A 12,565-nucleotide genomic window follows, 5' to 3' on the forward strand; every position below is an offset into this window, starting at 1 on the left:
CTTACCCTCCGAACAGCTTGCTGAAGAAGCCCTTCTTCTCAGTGGTGGTGAAGCGCATCGGACGCTCTTCGCCAAGGATGCGGGCGACCGCATCGTCATACGCCTGGCCGGCCGACGATTCCGGATCCAGGATCACCGGCTCGCCCTTGTTGGACGCGTTCAGCACGTCGCCGGATTCCGGCACCACGCCGATGGCCTTCAGCCCCAGCACTTCCTCGACGTCGGTGATGCTCAGCATCTCGCCGGTTTCCACCCGCGCCGGGCTGTAGCGCGTCAGCAGCAGGAAGGCCGGCACGTTCTGGCCCGATTCGGCCTTGTGCGTCTTCGAGTCAAGCAGGCCGATGATCCGGTCCGAGTCGCGTACCGACGACACTTCCGGGTTCACCACCACGACCGCGCGGTCGGCGAAATACATCGCCAGGAACGCACCCTTCTCGATACCCGCCGGCGAGTCGCAGATGATGTACTCGAAGCCGTCCGCGGCCAGGTCCTTGAGGACCTTGCCCACGCCTTCCTGGGTCAGCGCATCCTTGTCGCGCGTCTGCGAGGCAGCCAGCACGTACAGGTTGTCGAAGCGCTTGTCCTTGATCAGCGACTGCTTGAGGGTGGCTTCGCCGTGTACCACATTGACGAAGTCGTACACCACGCGGCGCTCGCAGCCCATGATCAGATCAAGGTTGCGCAGGCCGACGTCGAAGTCGATCACCGCCACCTTTTTGCCACGACGTGCAAGTCCACAGGCCAGGCTGGCGCTGCTGGTGGTCTTGCCGACGCCGCCCTTGCCGGAGGTGACTACGATGATTTCAGCCAAAGGACTTCTCCTGATTCTTTTGTTTGGGTGCTGGCTCAGTCCAGCGCCGCGATCTTGATCTGGTCCTGTTCCAGCCACACCTGCACGGCCTTGCCGCGCAGGGTGTCGGGAACATCGTCCAGTACCTTGTAATGGCCGGCAATGGCGACCAGTTCAGCGTGGAAGTCACGGCAGAAAATACGCGCCGTGGTATTGCCCTGGGCACCTGCCAGGGCACGGCCCCGCAGCGTACCGTAAATATGGATGCTGCCATCGGCGATCACTTCGGCACCCGCGCCGACCGTGGCCATGACCGTCAGGTCGCAGTTTTCGGCATACAGCTGCTGGCCCGAGCGGACATTGCTGGTCTGCATGCGGCCCGGCGACGGGGCATGGGCTGCGTCCGGCGCGGCCGGTGCCGGCGCTGCGGCCGCGCGTGCGCGACGCACCGGCTCCGCGGCGGGGGCGGGCGCAGGCGCAGGTGCCACCGCAGCCGGTTCACCTTCGGCGCGCTCGTACTGGGCGCGGAACTTGGCCAGCAGCGGCAGCCCCAACTGCTGCGAGAGCAGGTCGGTTTCGTTGCTGCCGTAGGCCAGCGCCACCGGCAGCACGCCGGCGCTGCGCAGGCCATCCAGCAACGCCTGCGCGGTCGCCACGTCGGGCATGCGGCTCAGGCCGCCGAAGTCCAGGATGACGGCCGCGCGGCCAAACAGCTTCGGCGCGCGGGCCACCCGGTCGTGCATTTCCTTGGTGAGACGTTCCACATCCAGGGTGCGGATGCGCAGGTTGGCGATACCCACCTGGCCGATCTTCAGTTCACCGGCCTGTTCAAAATCCATGTTCGCCGCCACTTCAGGTCCCCGTCGGTCGTTGCGCGCGCAGCGGCTCGCGACGATGGCCCACCCAGGGCACGTCGGGCAGCGTGTCGCCGTAGGTGTCATGCACCCACTGGTAACTGCACAGGTCCTTGAGCAGCATGCTGGCGCGCACGTCCACGTGCGCCATGGTGTTCTGCCCGACCTCGCGGAAACCGAAGCTGCCATGGAACAGCAGCGCCGCGTCGGCGCCGTGGTCCAGGAACACTTCGCAGGTCAGCTGCGGGAAGCGCAGCTCGGCATAGCTCTGGGCATCGGCGTAGAACGCGCGGCCCACGCCACCACCGCGGCGGCGGCTGGCCACCACGATGCGGTCGATATAGAAGAATGTGCTGGACAGGTGCTGCTTGAACCAGGCGAAGTTGCTGCTGTCGTGCTGGCTGTCGCTGCCAAAACCGATCAGGAAACCGGCCAGGTTGCCGTCGCGCTCGGCGACGCGGAAATATTCAGCGGTTTCATAGAACAGGCGCAGGCGGGCGGCATCCAGCGGAAGGATGGCCAGGCCAGCGTTGTTGTTCAGGGCCAGGACGGAATCGAGCTCGTGCTCGCGCACGTCGCGGATGACAATCGACATTGTGACTCCGTGGGGTAACGCGGTTGGCCCCTCTCAGGGCCCTGCGGGGGATTATTGCATGGGTGGCCGGGCAGGGCACAGGCCAGGCATGACTTATGTCCGGATGCAGCGGGGCAGGTTCAGCCTAAGATGCGTCCATGTTGGGATACCTCAGCCAAACCCGAGTACTGCGACTGGCCGGCCTGTTTACCTGGGTCATGCTTGGCTTGCCGCTGGTCTATTCCCAGTACGAAGCGCTGGTGAAACGCAGCGGCGGCGGCGTCGACGTGCCCGCGCTGCTGCTGTTCCTGGCCTACCTGGCCTTCGGCGGCGGCTACCTGTGGCTGACCCGCGGCCTGCGCAACGGCGGCCACTCGGCCTGGTACGACCGCGCCATCCTGGTGCTGCTGACCATCTCGGCGCTGGCGGTGAGCTTCCTCAGCGGCTCGGGCCTGGGCAGCATCCTGATGATGGTCGCCGCCGGGGTCATCCCCTGGATGCTGCCGGCGCGGGTGGGGGTGATCTGGCTGCTGGTCAGCCAGCTGGCCGTGGCCCCGGTGTACTACCTGTTCCTGCCGTTCTCGCTGTTCGAGGCGGTGATGCAGTCGCTGCTGTATGGCGGCTTTTCCATGTTCATCTTCGTGACCAGCTTGGTCGCCCGGCAGCAGACCGACGCCCGCGAGGAACAGCGCCGGCTCAACACCGAACTGCGCGCCACCCGCGTTCTGCTGGCCGAAAGCGCCCGGGTCAACGAGCGCACCCGCATCTCCCGCGAGCTGCACGACCTGCTCGGCCACCACCTCACCGCGCTCAGCCTGAACCTGGAAGTGGCCGGCCACATCACCGAGGGCCAGGCGCAGGAGCACGTGCATCAAGCCCACACCCTGGCCAAGCTGCTGCTCACCGACGTGCGCGAGGCGGTCAGCCAGCTGCGCGACAGTGGCGCCATCGACCTGGCCGCCGCGCTGCGCCCGCTGACCGAACAGGTGCCGTCGCTGGACATCCATCTGGACATCGAAGAGCCGCTGAGCGTGGAGGATCCCGAACAGGCCCACGTGCTGCTGCGCTGCACCCAGGAAATCATCACCAACGCGGTGCGCCATGCGCGCGCCCGCAACCTGTGGATCCAGGTGCGCCGGGAACCCCCGGGGCAGGTGGTCGTACAGGCGCATGATGACGGGGTGGGTGCCGATGGCATCGTCATCGGCAACGGGCTGCGCGGAATGCGCGAGCGCCTGCAACAATGCGGCGGTGAGCTGCAGATAGAAACCCACCGGGGCAAGGGCTTCCGCCTGCGTGCCTCGGTCCCCGGCGTGCCAGTGCTGATGCTGGGTGCCATCCTGGAAGGAGTGCGTTGATGATTCGCGTCTGCCTGGTCGACGACCAAACCCTGGTGCGGCAGGGGATCCGCTCGCTGCTCGCGCTGGACGCCGGGATCGAAGTGGTGGCCGAGGCGGCCGATGGTCGCCAGGCCGTCGAGCTGGTGCCGCAGGTGCGCCCGGACGTGGTGCTGATGGACATGCGCATGCCGGTGATGTCCGGCCTGGAGGCGCTGCAGATGCTGTCGCGGCTGAACCAGCTGCCGCCCACCATCATCCTGACCACCTTCGACGACGACCAGCTGGTGCTGGCCGGCCTGAAGGCGGGTGCCAAGGGGTACCTGCTCAAGGATGTCACCCTGGACCAGCTGGTTGGTGCGATCCGCACCGTCGCCGATGGCGGCTCGCTGGTGCAGCCGGCGGTGACCCAGCGCCTGTTGTCCGGGCTGGAACACATGCGCAACGAGTTTGTCAGCCTGGACCGCCCGGACCCGCTGACCGACCGCGAGACCGAGATCCTCCGGCTGATGGCCAGCGGCTTCTCCAACAAGGAGATCGCCAACTCGCTGGGCGTGGCCGAAGGGACCATCAAGAACCACGTCTCCAACATCCTGTCCAAGCTGGGGGTGCGGGACCGGACCCGCGCGGTGCTCAAGGCGTTCGAGCTGCAGCTGGTCTGAGCACGCGCGAAATCGCCGGCGCAGCACGGTCGGCCGTTTCGATGTTGAACATGAACGCCAGTTGAAAGCCTTGTGGCACAAGGCCTGCGGCTGGCGCTCAAGACACCGTCGCCGAAACCGGCAAATAAATATCACCGACGGCCACATGCTGGCCCGCGTGATGCGCTATCTTTCCGCTCCTTGTCTATTCAAAACCGCTGCCGGTATGGAAACCGGTGCGCCAATCCTGATCTACAACACCCGCGAAGCCTGCTAGGATTGGCGCTTCGCTTCAATCAACCCGGCCGTGGGATCGGCCCCGGAGACTCCTGAATGACCCGTATTATCGAGTTCCTGATCGCCTTGGGGATCGTGGCTGGCCTGTTCGTCATCATTGGCGTTGTGCTGCCGGGCGAGCGACACATTACCGAAAGCATCGAGACCAACCGCAAGATGACGATCGTGTACGACACGGTCAACAGCCTGCGCCGCTTCAAGGACTGGAACCCGCTCCTGCTGCGTGATCCCGCCGTTGAACTGAAGCATTCCGGCCCCGCCTCCGGCGTGGGCGCCCGCCTGGACTATTCCTCCAAGGAAGCGTCGCTGGGCCAGGGCAGCTGGGAGATCACCGAGTCCGAGCCGAACAAGCGCGTGGCGATCGCCATCGAGGACCCGTCCAAGGGCCACGACAAGAAGACCAGCTTCACCCTCGAGCCGACCGGCAAGGGTGGCCGCAACGTCAAGATCACGCAGGACTACAGCATCAAGTACGGCTTCAACCTGTTCGGTCGTTATGCGGGCCTGTACGTCAGCCGTCACGTCGGTGACGACCTGAAGCTGGGTCTGTCGCGCATGGCCAACATGCTGGCCACCGTGCCGAACATCGACTACCGCACTGCCGAAGCGCCGCTCACCGACCTGGCCATCATCGATGCCCCGGCCGAAGACCTGCTGATCGTCACTGCGGGCAACGTCGATCGCGGCGAAGCGACCATCACCAAGTCCATCAAGGACAACCAGGAGTGGATCAAGCGCGTCATGGAGGCCAATGACCTCGAAGCCGCCGGTCCGTTCCGCATCATCACCACTGACTTCGGTCAGGAGAAGTACGCCTTCGACGTGGCCCAGCCGGTCAAGAAGAAGGGTACCGAAGGCGCTTCGGCTGAAGCCCTGACGGTGAAGATCGATGGTGGTGCGCCGGTCAAGTACGTGCACGTGGCTCCGCACCGCACCGCGCATGCGAAGTACACCGGCCACATGGCTGGCCTGGACATCGCCCGCAACGCGCTGCGTGCCTGGGCTGTGACCGGTGGCAACGAAGTGATCGACCGTCCGTATGAGTCCTGGAACGCAGGCGTGGAGAAGTCGTTCACGCCGGAAGCGACCTACGACATCTACTGGGCCGTCAAGTAATCCGACGGTTGCCCGGATGTAACGTAGAACAGAAAACGCGCCGCTCCCTGCGGCGCGTTTTTTTTTGGCTCCTGGCCGGGGGCCCACCCAGAAGGATGCAGGCATGCTCAACCTGGAACGACGTGCGCGTAAACCCTCCCTGCTGGCCTGCCTTGGCGGCCTGCTGGCTGCCACCGCGGTTGGCCTGTCGGCCTATGCGTCGCATGGTATTGCCGAGCCGCTGGCGCAGTCGCACGTGAACACGGCGGCGCTGTTCGCCTTCGGCCACGGCGTGGCGCTGGCGGTCCTGGGCCCGACCCAGCAGAACAGCGTGGGCAAGCTGGCGCTCTACGTCCTGCTGCTGGGCACGCTGCTGTTCTCCGGCAGCCTGGTTGCCGGTGCGCTGTGGCAGGTGAGCACGGGGCTGGCCCCGGTGGGCGGCACCGCCCTCATGCTGGGCTGGGTGGCGTACGGACTCAACGCGCTGCGGCGTTGAGCGGGGCGGTGCCGGTGCGGGTCAGCGACGCATGGCGTCGCTCTACGGCGCGGTGTCGATCTTCGGTGCGAAGGCCGGGTCGTCGCTGAGTCGTGCGCGCGGCGGACGACCTTTCTCGGCCGCCGCGTGCCGGTGGTAGGCGAACGTGGCACGGATGCCGCGGACGCAGATCAGCGATACCACGATCACGATCGCCAGCCGGACCAGGACGAAGGACTGGTTCTGGAACACGAACAGCAACTGGCCCAGCAGGTAGTAGCCCAGCATCGCGCACGCCGCCGCCCGGCTGTAGCGTCGTATGCCCCACGAAAGCCCCGCAAACACCACAGCGTCGACCAGTATCCCGCCTGCCGATAGCAGCAGCATCAGCAGCGACAGGGTGCCATCACGGAAGTTGCCCCACTGCGTGGCCACCGCAGCGATGCTGGCCAGCAGGGCCAACGCGCAGAGCACGCGGGCGAGCACCCACAGGTGTTTGACCGGTCCACCGATTGCGTGCGGAAGCTGGTTGGCGCGCAACTGCTCGTGGTCGGGTGCGACCACGACCTGGCTGGCTTGGTAGGGACTGTCCGTGTGCATGCGGCGGATTCCTTGCTGGGGTAGCGGTACCGGTCTGCGTCAGCGACGCATGGCGTCGCTCTACAGCGCGGTGTCGATCTTGGGCGCAAACGCGGGGTCGTCGCTCAGGCGCGTGCGCGCCGGGCGGATCCGGACGTTGGCCAGGTGGCGGTGATAGCGGAAGGTGGCGAGCGTGCCGCGGATGCTGACAAAGCCGAAGATCACGGTGAAGCCAATGCCCGTCAGCCCGCCTTGTCCACCGACGATCTTCAGCAGCGTGCCCAATGCCGACAGGCACCAGAACGCCAGTACCACGCTGGCCACGACGCGGCTGCGCTTGTAGACCCCGTAGGCCAGCAGCAGATAGATCGAGGTCAGGCCCAAGGCAAGCGCCATCAACATCGGTTCGAGCGACCGGCTGCCGAAGAACGGCACGACACTGGCGATCAGCGCCAGTACGCCGGCGACGGCCAGCAGGATCGCCATGTGTTTGATGGGGCTGGTGATCTCGCGGGGCGCCTCATCGCGCCAGTCGAGTCGGCCGGATGGCGGCGCGACAGGTGCCACCGAACTGGCCTGATACGGGCTGTTGTCTTCCATGACGCGGCGTCCCCTTTAATGATCCGCGAAGCTTAACGGCAGATGTATGAATTGGGTAGAGCCACGCCTTGCGTGGCTGCGTTACGCGTCGGCCCCGGTTTGCTGCCAGCACCAGTGCCAGGGTTCGTAGACGATGCCGTGTGGGTTGTCGCGCGGGTAGCTCAACCGGAAACCATGCGCGCCAGCATGCTGGACCAGCCATGCGAAGGCCGGGGTCGTCTCGAAGCTCTCTTCGGCCGGCGGTTCGCCGGGGCAGCTGATATCCAGCGCACGGCCGCTGTGGTGTTCGCTGTAGCCCGGTGCGGCGTTGACCTGCAGGATGTCGGCCACGTCGAGCCCACGCGCGCGTTTGCGGTCGAAGATGCCCAGCTGGTAGTCGTGGCTGCGGTAGCCGGAGATGGCCTCCAGCACGATGCCGTCGCGCGCTGCATGGGCGTGCATCCGCTGCCACGCTCGCGCGGCACCCTGCAGCAGCCACAACGGCCGCCGATAACGGTCGACGCCGGCCAGCGCCAACCGCGCCGGTTCGGCCTCCAGCGCCAAGCCGGTTTCGCGTTCGTAGCGGTCGGCATCGATACCCAGTTGCTGCAGGCGCTGCTGCAGGCCGCTCAGCGGCAGCAGCGCATCGGCCGCATGCGCGCGCTGGGTGCCGTGCAGGGCCAGGTCGAGCATGTCCAGCGCCGCTTCGATGCCGGGTTCGCGCATCAGCCGCGGCACCAGCGGCAGCAGTCCCTGCGCGGTGGCGGCGGCCAGGTAGCGGCCATCGCGCTTGCGGCGCAGCACCCAGCGCGCCTTCGCCAGCGCACGCGCGTCGGCATTGCCTCGCGCGCGCAACAGGCCGCCGGGCCACAGTTCGATGTCGGCGGTGTTGATCAGCAGGGCAGGGGATCGGCGCATGGGACCAGCTTAGTGCGCGCGGGCAGGCACGGCCAGCGCCTGCAGGGCCTCCAGCAGGGCGCGCGGCTGTTCGGGGCTGAGCAGCAGCACGCTGTCGTCGCGCAGCGGCAGGTACAGCACGCGGCTGGCGTCGGTGATCAGGCAGAACGCCTTGCGTCCGCCGAGGCGGTAATGGCCCGACTGGAAGCCGGGCATGGCATAGCCATTGATCTTGTGGCTGGGTTTGAATTCATGGTGTTCGGCCAGATCGACAATCCGTGCCTTGTCCAGTTGCAGCGACGCCACAGGAACGCGACGCCGGTAGAAGGTGGACACGACCACCAGGTCGTCCCCCTCGAGGAAGATGCGGCGGCGGAAGAAGGCCCAGGTCAGTACGCCGGTGACCAGCAGCACGAAGGGCAGGGTGTAGCCGAGCTCCAGCGGGCTGCGCTGGCTGGACTGCAGCGTGGTGACGGTGACGACCGCCATGGCACCTGCCATCGGCACCCAGAGCCACAGCAGGCGCCAGATCGGGGCGGGGGCAACGGAAAATGCCAACGGTGGAGTGGGTGCCCGGCTCATGCCTGCTCCTTGATCCAGGCGGCCACGTCGCCGATCAACGCCGTCGATACGGTGCCGGGCACGCTGTATTCCTGCAGCGAGCCGGCGCCTTCGCCGGCGATGCCGAGATGATTGAGTGCCGGGTAGAACTGGACGCGCGTGCGTGGACCCTTCGGCAGCCCCTGCTGCCATCGCTTCCAGTCCGCCTCGACCACCTGGAAGTCACGCCCACCCTGCAGTAGCAGGATCGGGCGCTTGAATGCCTTGGCATCGGCTACCGGGTCCACCGCGTCGAACGCGCGCCAGTAGCTGGCCGGCTGGCCCAGCGGCAGATCCTTCGCGGCCACCGGCGCCGTGCCGCGCGCGGCGGCGATCTGTGCGTCCAGGCGGTCGAGCGCGGCCTGTTCGTCGGTACTGATGCTGCCATCCTGGCTGAAGAGGTAGCGGTTCTGTTCCGGCAGCAGGGTCAGCAGCGAACGCGCCGGTGCCGACCACAGCACCAGCCCGGCGACCTTGCCCGAACGCGCGGCGATGCGCGGCGCGAGCATGCCGCCCTGGCTGTGCCCCATCACGTAGATGTGGCGCGGATCGATGCCGGGCGTGTTGGCCAGCACGGCGACGGCGGCCACCGCGTCATCGGTGGTCTCATCGTCCATGCTGAAGTCGCCACTGAAGTCCTGCGGCCGCGCACGCGTCCGCTTTTCATAGCGCAGTACCGCGATGCCCTGCGCGGCCAGGCCGCGGGCGACGTCCAGGAACGGCCGGTTGGCGCCGATGGTCTCGTTGCGGTCCTGCGGCCCGGAGCCGTGCACCAGCACCACCGCGCGGAACGGGCCGGCGCCGTTGGGCAGCGCCAGCGTGGCCGGCAGCGGCCCCTTGCCGGCGACGATCTGCAGTTCGCGTTCGGCGTAGCTGGCCGCGGCCGGTGGCGGCGGAGGCGGCGCGGGTGCCGCAGCCGCCGGTTGCAGGAACAGGCCGGCAACGCGCCCCTGCGCATCCACGGCGATGGTGGCGTTGATGGCGCCGTTGGCGAACTGCAGTGGCTGTTGCACCACCTGCATGCCCTGCTGCTCCACCACCCGCGCCGGCCCACGGCTGCGCAGGGCACCCAGCGATTGCCACAACGCCTGCAGCGAAGCGGCGGGCGCGGCCTTGGCCATGTCGGGCGTGAACATCGCCTCTGCGGCGGCCATATCGCCCGCTTCCAGCCGGTCCAGCAGTTGGCTGGCGGTCTGTTCGGGAGTTGCCGTCGCGGCGCCGGCGGCCAATGCCATCGACACGAGCAGCAGCGCAATCAGATGCCTGACCAGGGCGGCCATCTCAGAGCTCCTTCTTGAAGACCAGCAGGGCCACGCCCATGGGCGTTGGTACCAGCGCGTTCACCAGTTCCCAGCCGAGCTGGCCGTGGCGGTTGAGCTCAGCCTGTATTTCCTCCGGCTTCAATCCGGTCCATGAGGGCTTCACTTCGACGGTCAGATAGCTCCAGCGCTTGCTCATTCCTTGCTCTCCGGGGTGGGTGCGGGCTTGGGAAGGCGTCCCGCCTTGCGCAATGCATCGCGCAGCACATATTCGATCTGCGCGTTGAGGCTGCGCAGTTCGTCGTCGGCCCAGCGTTGCGCCGCTGCCAGCACATCGGCATTGATTCGCAGCGGGTAGGCTTTCTTGTCGCTCATGCTCAGTACAACGAACCGGCGTTGACGATCGGCTGGGTGCCACGGTCCGAGCACAGCACGGTGAGCAGGTTGCCCACCATCTGCGCCTTGCGCTCCTCATCCAGCTGCACCACGCCGTTCTTCTGCAGTTCGAGCAGCGCCATTTCGACCATGCCCACCGCGCCGGCCACGATGCGCGTGCGTGCGGCGATCACCGCGTTGGCCTGCTGGCGCTGCAGCATCGCCTGGGCGATTTCCGGTGCATAGGCCAGGTGGCTGATGCGTGCATCGATGACCTGCACGCCGGCGTCGGCCAGGCGCTCGGCCAGCTCATCCTTGAGATGCTGGGAAATCTCGGCGGCGTGGCTGCGCAGCGAGAGCTGGCCGTCCTCATGCTGGTCGTACGGGTAGCTGGTGGCCATCGCGCGCAGCGCCGATTCGGACTGGATGTGCACGAAGCTCTCGTAGTCGTCCACGTTGTAGACCGCCTCGGATGCGTCGACCACCTGCCACACGATCACCGCGGCGATCTCGATGGGGCTGCCGTCCAGTTCGTTGACCTTGAGCTTGCCGCTCTCGAAGTTGCGCACGCGCTGGCTGACCTTCTTCTTGCTGAAGAACGGGTTGTTCCAGCGCAGGCCGTTGTCCTTCACGGTGCCCACGTACTTGCCGAACAGGCTCAGCACCACCGACTGGTTGGGCTGCACGGTGTACAGGCCGGTCAGGCTGAGCGAGGCCACGATGGCCAGCGCCGCGCTGCCGAACAGCAGCCCTGGCACGACGTTGCCGCGCTCCACGCCGATGATGAACATCCATACCGCCACGGCCAGCAGGGCAAGCACGCCCAGCAGGAAGGGCAGGCCGGAGAGCGAGCGGACGAGCTTTTCTTTCATGGGGGGGCATCCTTGGCGGGGTAGGTTTGAATAAGTGATATCAAATTGATATCACTACCGCAAGTGCTGCGGCCCTGCGCAGCCACCCATGGGGTGGCTCTACAATGCTTCCCCCCGCTCAACATCCCGGAAAATGGCCATGATCACGCTCGGTACGCCGCTGTCCCCCTCTGCCACCCGCGTCCTGCTGCTGGGCTCTGGCGAACTGGGCAAGGAGGTCGCCATCGAGCTGCAGCGCCTGGGGGTGGAAGTGATCGCCGCCGATCGCTATGCCGACGCCCCGGCCATGCAGGTAGCGCACCGCTCGCACGTGATCGACATGCTCGACGCGATGGCGCTGCGCGCGCTGATCGCGGCGGAAAAGCCGCACCTGATCGTGCCGGAGATCGAGGCGATCCACACCGAGACGCTGGTCCAGCTGGAGCAGGAAACCGGCCAGCGGGTGGTCCCGACCGCGCGTGCGGCGCGCCTGACCATGGACCGCGAGGGCATCCGTCGCCTGGCGGCCGAGACGCTGGGGCTGCCGACCTCGCCGTACCGGTTCGTGGACACCGAGGCCGAGTACCGCGCCGCCGTGGCGGCGATCGGCCTGCCGTGCGTGGTCAAGCCGGTGATGTCGTCCTCGGGCAAGGGCCAGAGCACCCTGCGCAGCGACGCCGACATCGCGCCGGCCTGGGAATACGCGCAGACCGGCGGCCGCGCGGGTGCCGGCCGCTGCATCGTGGAAGGATTCATCGACTTCGATTACGAGATCACGCTGCTGACCGTGCGCCACGCCGGCGGCACCTCGTTCTGCGCACCGATCGGTCATTGGCAGAAGGACGGCGATTACCGCGAGAGCTGGCAGCCGCAGCCGATGTCCACGGCCGCGCTGGCGCGTGCCGAGGAGATCTCGCAGGCGATCACCGACGACCTGGGCGGCTGGGGGCTGTTCGGGGTGGAACTGTTCGTGAAGGGCGACGAGGTGTGGTTCAGCGAGGTATCGCCACGCCCGCACGACACGGGCCTGGTGACACTGGCCTCGCAGGAGCTGAGCGAGTTCGCGCTGCACGCGCGCGCCATCCTTGGCCTGCCGATTCCGCTGATCCGGCAGAGCGGCCCGTCGGCTTCCTGCGCCATGCTCGCGCACGGCGAGGGCGTACCGTGTTTCAGCAACGTCGAGGCCGCGCTGGTGCATCCGGATACGGCGCTGCGCCTGTTCGGCAAGCCCAGCGTGCACGGCCACCGGCGCGTGGGTGTGACCCTGGCGCGGGGTGAGGACGTCGATCAGGCGCGGAAGATCGCGCGCGAAGCGGCCGAAGCGATCAAGGTGGAACTGCGGTAGTGCCGGCCGCTGGCCGG

The 12,565-nt window shown here is 67.0% G+C and carries 17 protein-coding genes; 6 read left to right on the forward strand and 11 right to left on the reverse strand.

What is annotated here, in order from left to right; genetic code table 11:
- Position 1: 1 nt before the first annotated feature.
- Genes minD through RT456_RS05395 form a run of 3 tightly spaced genes read right to left on the reverse strand, consistent with a single transcriptional unit; the run spans position 2 to position 2,239 of the window.
- Positions 2 to 811: a septum site-determining protein MinD gene (minD, locus tag RT456_RS05385; RefSeq protein WP_313343532.1), complete on the reverse strand. Its 810-nt coding sequence runs from the start codon at positions 809 to 811 to the stop codon at positions 2 to 4.
- 35 nt (positions 812 to 846) lie between these two features.
- Entirely contained in the window at positions 847 to 1,629 is a 783-nt protein-coding gene (minC, locus tag RT456_RS05390; RefSeq protein WP_313343535.1) for a septum site-determining protein MinC, read from the reverse strand.
- 13 nt (positions 1,630 to 1,642) lie between these two features.
- Positions 1,643 to 2,239 carry a GNAT family N-acetyltransferase gene (locus tag RT456_RS05395; RefSeq protein ID WP_313343538.1) on the reverse strand — a complete coding sequence of 199 codons (597 nt, stop codon included), beginning with the start codon at positions 2,237 to 2,239 and terminating at the stop codon, positions 1,643 to 1,645.
- Positions 2,240 to 2,376: 137 nt separating this feature from the next.
- Here RT456_RS05395 and RT456_RS05400 point away from each other — a divergent pair, with 137 nt between their 5' ends.
- The 5 genes from RT456_RS05400 to RT456_RS05420 all read left to right on the forward strand — a co-directional run bounded on the left by RT456_RS05400 (position 2,377) and on the right by RT456_RS05420 (position 6,084).
- Entirely contained in the window at positions 2,377 to 3,576 is a 1,200-nt protein-coding gene (locus RT456_RS05400; protein WP_313343541.1) for a sensor histidine kinase, read from the forward strand.
- Complete coding sequence (locus tag RT456_RS05405; protein WP_313343544.1) at positions 3,576 to 4,217, forward strand: response regulator transcription factor; 642 nt, start codon at positions 3,576 to 3,578, stop codon at positions 4,215 to 4,217. Before RT456_RS05400 ends, RT456_RS05405 begins: the two co-directional genes overlap by 1 nt.
- A gap of 61 nt (positions 4,218 to 4,278) precedes the next feature.
- Complete coding sequence (locus RT456_RS05410; protein WP_313343546.1) at positions 4,279 to 4,473, forward strand: hypothetical protein; 195 nt, start codon at positions 4,279 to 4,281, stop codon at positions 4,471 to 4,473.
- 56 nt (positions 4,474 to 4,529) lie between these two features.
- Positions 4,530 to 5,609: an SRPBCC family protein gene (locus tag RT456_RS05415; RefSeq protein ID WP_313343548.1), complete on the forward strand. Its 1,080-nt coding sequence runs from the start codon at positions 4,530 to 4,532 to the stop codon at positions 5,607 to 5,609.
- A 103-nt stretch (positions 5,610 to 5,712) separates the two neighbouring features.
- The gene (locus RT456_RS05420; protein WP_313343551.1) at positions 5,713 to 6,084 is read left to right on the forward strand and encodes a DUF423 domain-containing protein; all 372 of its coding nucleotides are present in this window, start codon (positions 5,713 to 5,715) and stop codon (positions 6,082 to 6,084) included.
- A 42-nt stretch (positions 6,085 to 6,126) separates the two neighbouring features.
- Here the strand turns inward: RT456_RS05420 and RT456_RS05425 are convergent, their stop codons facing one another.
- The 8 genes from RT456_RS05425 to RT456_RS05460 all read right to left on the reverse strand — a co-directional run bounded on the left by RT456_RS05425 (position 6,127) and on the right by RT456_RS05460 (position 11,224).
- On the reverse strand, positions 6,127 to 6,663 hold the full coding sequence (locus RT456_RS05425; protein ID WP_313343554.1) for a hypothetical protein: 537 nt from the start codon (positions 6,661 to 6,663) through the stop codon (positions 6,127 to 6,129).
- A 60-nt stretch (positions 6,664 to 6,723) separates the two neighbouring features.
- Positions 6,724 to 7,242 (reverse strand): hypothetical protein, encoded by a 519-nt coding sequence (locus RT456_RS05430; protein ID WP_313343556.1) that lies wholly within the window; start codon positions 7,240 to 7,242, stop codon positions 6,724 to 6,726.
- Between the two features lie 81 nt (positions 7,243 to 7,323).
- Positions 7,324 to 8,139 carry a D-alanyl-D-alanine carboxypeptidase family protein gene (locus RT456_RS05435; protein ID WP_313343559.1) on the reverse strand — a complete coding sequence of 272 codons (816 nt, stop codon included), beginning with the start codon at positions 8,137 to 8,139 and terminating at the stop codon, positions 7,324 to 7,326.
- 9 nt (positions 8,140 to 8,148) lie between these two features.
- A complete protein-coding gene (locus RT456_RS05440) occupies positions 8,149 to 8,700 on the reverse strand; it encodes a PH domain-containing protein (protein ID WP_313343561.1) in 552 nt (183 codons plus the stop codon).
- The gene (locus RT456_RS05445; RefSeq protein ID WP_313343563.1) at positions 8,697 to 9,998 is read right to left on the reverse strand and encodes an alpha/beta fold hydrolase; all 1,302 of its coding nucleotides are present in this window, start codon (positions 9,996 to 9,998) and stop codon (positions 8,697 to 8,699) included. Before RT456_RS05445 ends, RT456_RS05440 begins: the two co-directional genes overlap by 4 nt.
- A 1-nt stretch (position 9,999) precedes the next feature.
- Positions 10,000 to 10,176 (reverse strand): DUF4177 domain-containing protein, encoded by a 177-nt coding sequence (locus tag RT456_RS05450; RefSeq protein WP_313343565.1) that lies wholly within the window; start codon positions 10,174 to 10,176, stop codon positions 10,000 to 10,002.
- Positions 10,173 to 10,352 (reverse strand): Arc family DNA binding domain-containing protein, encoded by a 180-nt coding sequence (locus RT456_RS05455; protein WP_313343568.1) that lies wholly within the window; start codon positions 10,350 to 10,352, stop codon positions 10,173 to 10,175. The genes RT456_RS05450 and RT456_RS05455 overlap by 4 nt, the downstream gene beginning before the upstream one ends.
- Before the next feature lie 2 nt (positions 10,353 to 10,354).
- On the reverse strand, positions 10,355 to 11,224 hold the full coding sequence (locus RT456_RS05460) for an SPFH domain-containing protein (protein ID WP_313343570.1): 870 nt from the start codon (positions 11,222 to 11,224) through the stop codon (positions 10,355 to 10,357).
- 139 nt (positions 11,225 to 11,363) lie between these two features.
- On the opposite strand from RT456_RS05460, the gene purT reads away from it, so the two are divergent.
- Complete coding sequence (gene purT, locus RT456_RS05465) at positions 11,364 to 12,548, forward strand: formate-dependent phosphoribosylglycinamide formyltransferase (protein WP_313343572.1); 1,185 nt, start codon at positions 11,364 to 11,366, stop codon at positions 12,546 to 12,548.
- The last annotated feature ends 17 nt before the right edge of the window (positions 12,549 to 12,565 follow it).

It is taken from the genome of Stenotrophomonas sp., assembly GCF_032099025.1.
GTDB lineage: Bacteria > Pseudomonadota > Gammaproteobacteria > Xanthomonadales > Xanthomonadaceae > Stenotrophomonas.

Excerpts from the sequence above, each read along its gene's own strand:
- minC (WP_313343535.1), bottom strand. The coding sequence starts at position 1,629 with ATGGATTTTGAACAGGCCGGTGAACTGAAGATCGGCCAGGTGGGTATC.
- RT456_RS05395 (WP_313343538.1), bottom strand. The coding sequence starts at position 2,239 with ATGTCGATTGTCATCCGCGACGTGCGCGAGCACGAGCTCGATTCCGTC.
- RT456_RS05400 (WP_313343541.1), top strand. The coding sequence starts at position 2,377 with ATGTTGGGATACCTCAGCCAAACCCGAGTACTGCGACTGGCCGGCCTG.
- RT456_RS05405 (WP_313343544.1), top strand. The coding sequence starts at position 3,576 with ATGATTCGCGTCTGCCTGGTCGACGACCAAACCCTGGTGCGGCAGGGG.
- RT456_RS05415 (WP_313343548.1), top strand. The coding sequence starts at position 4,530 with ATGACCCGTATTATCGAGTTCCTGATCGCCTTGGGGATCGTGGCTGGC.
- RT456_RS05420 (WP_313343551.1), top strand. The coding sequence starts at position 5,713 with ATGCTCAACCTGGAACGACGTGCGCGTAAACCCTCCCTGCTGGCCTGC.
- RT456_RS05425 (WP_313343554.1), bottom strand. The coding sequence starts at position 6,663 with ATGCACACGGACAGTCCCTACCAAGCCAGCCAGGTCGTGGTCGCACCC.
- RT456_RS05430 (WP_313343556.1), bottom strand. The coding sequence starts at position 7,242 with ATGGAAGACAACAGCCCGTATCAGGCCAGTTCGGTGGCACCTGTCGCG.
- RT456_RS05435 (WP_313343559.1), bottom strand. The coding sequence starts at position 8,139 with ATGCGCCGATCCCCTGCCCTGCTGATCAACACCGCCGACATCGAACTG.
- RT456_RS05440 (WP_313343561.1), bottom strand. The coding sequence starts at position 8,700 with ATGAGCCGGGCACCCACTCCACCGTTGGCATTTTCCGTTGCCCCCGCC.
- RT456_RS05445 (WP_313343563.1), bottom strand. The coding sequence starts at position 9,998 with ATGGCCGCCCTGGTCAGGCATCTGATTGCGCTGCTGCTCGTGTCGATG.
- RT456_RS05450 (WP_313343565.1), bottom strand. The coding sequence starts at position 10,176 with ATGAGCAAGCGCTGGAGCTATCTGACCGTCGAAGTGAAGCCCTCATGG.
- RT456_RS05455 (WP_313343568.1), bottom strand. The coding sequence starts at position 10,352 with ATGAGCGACAAGAAAGCCTACCCGCTGCGAATCAATGCCGATGTGCTG.
- RT456_RS05460 (WP_313343570.1), bottom strand. The coding sequence starts at position 11,224 with ATGAAAGAAAAGCTCGTCCGCTCGCTCTCCGGCCTGCCCTTCCTGCTG.
- purT (WP_313343572.1), top strand. The coding sequence starts at position 11,364 with ATGATCACGCTCGGTACGCCGCTGTCCCCCTCTGCCACCCGCGTCCTG.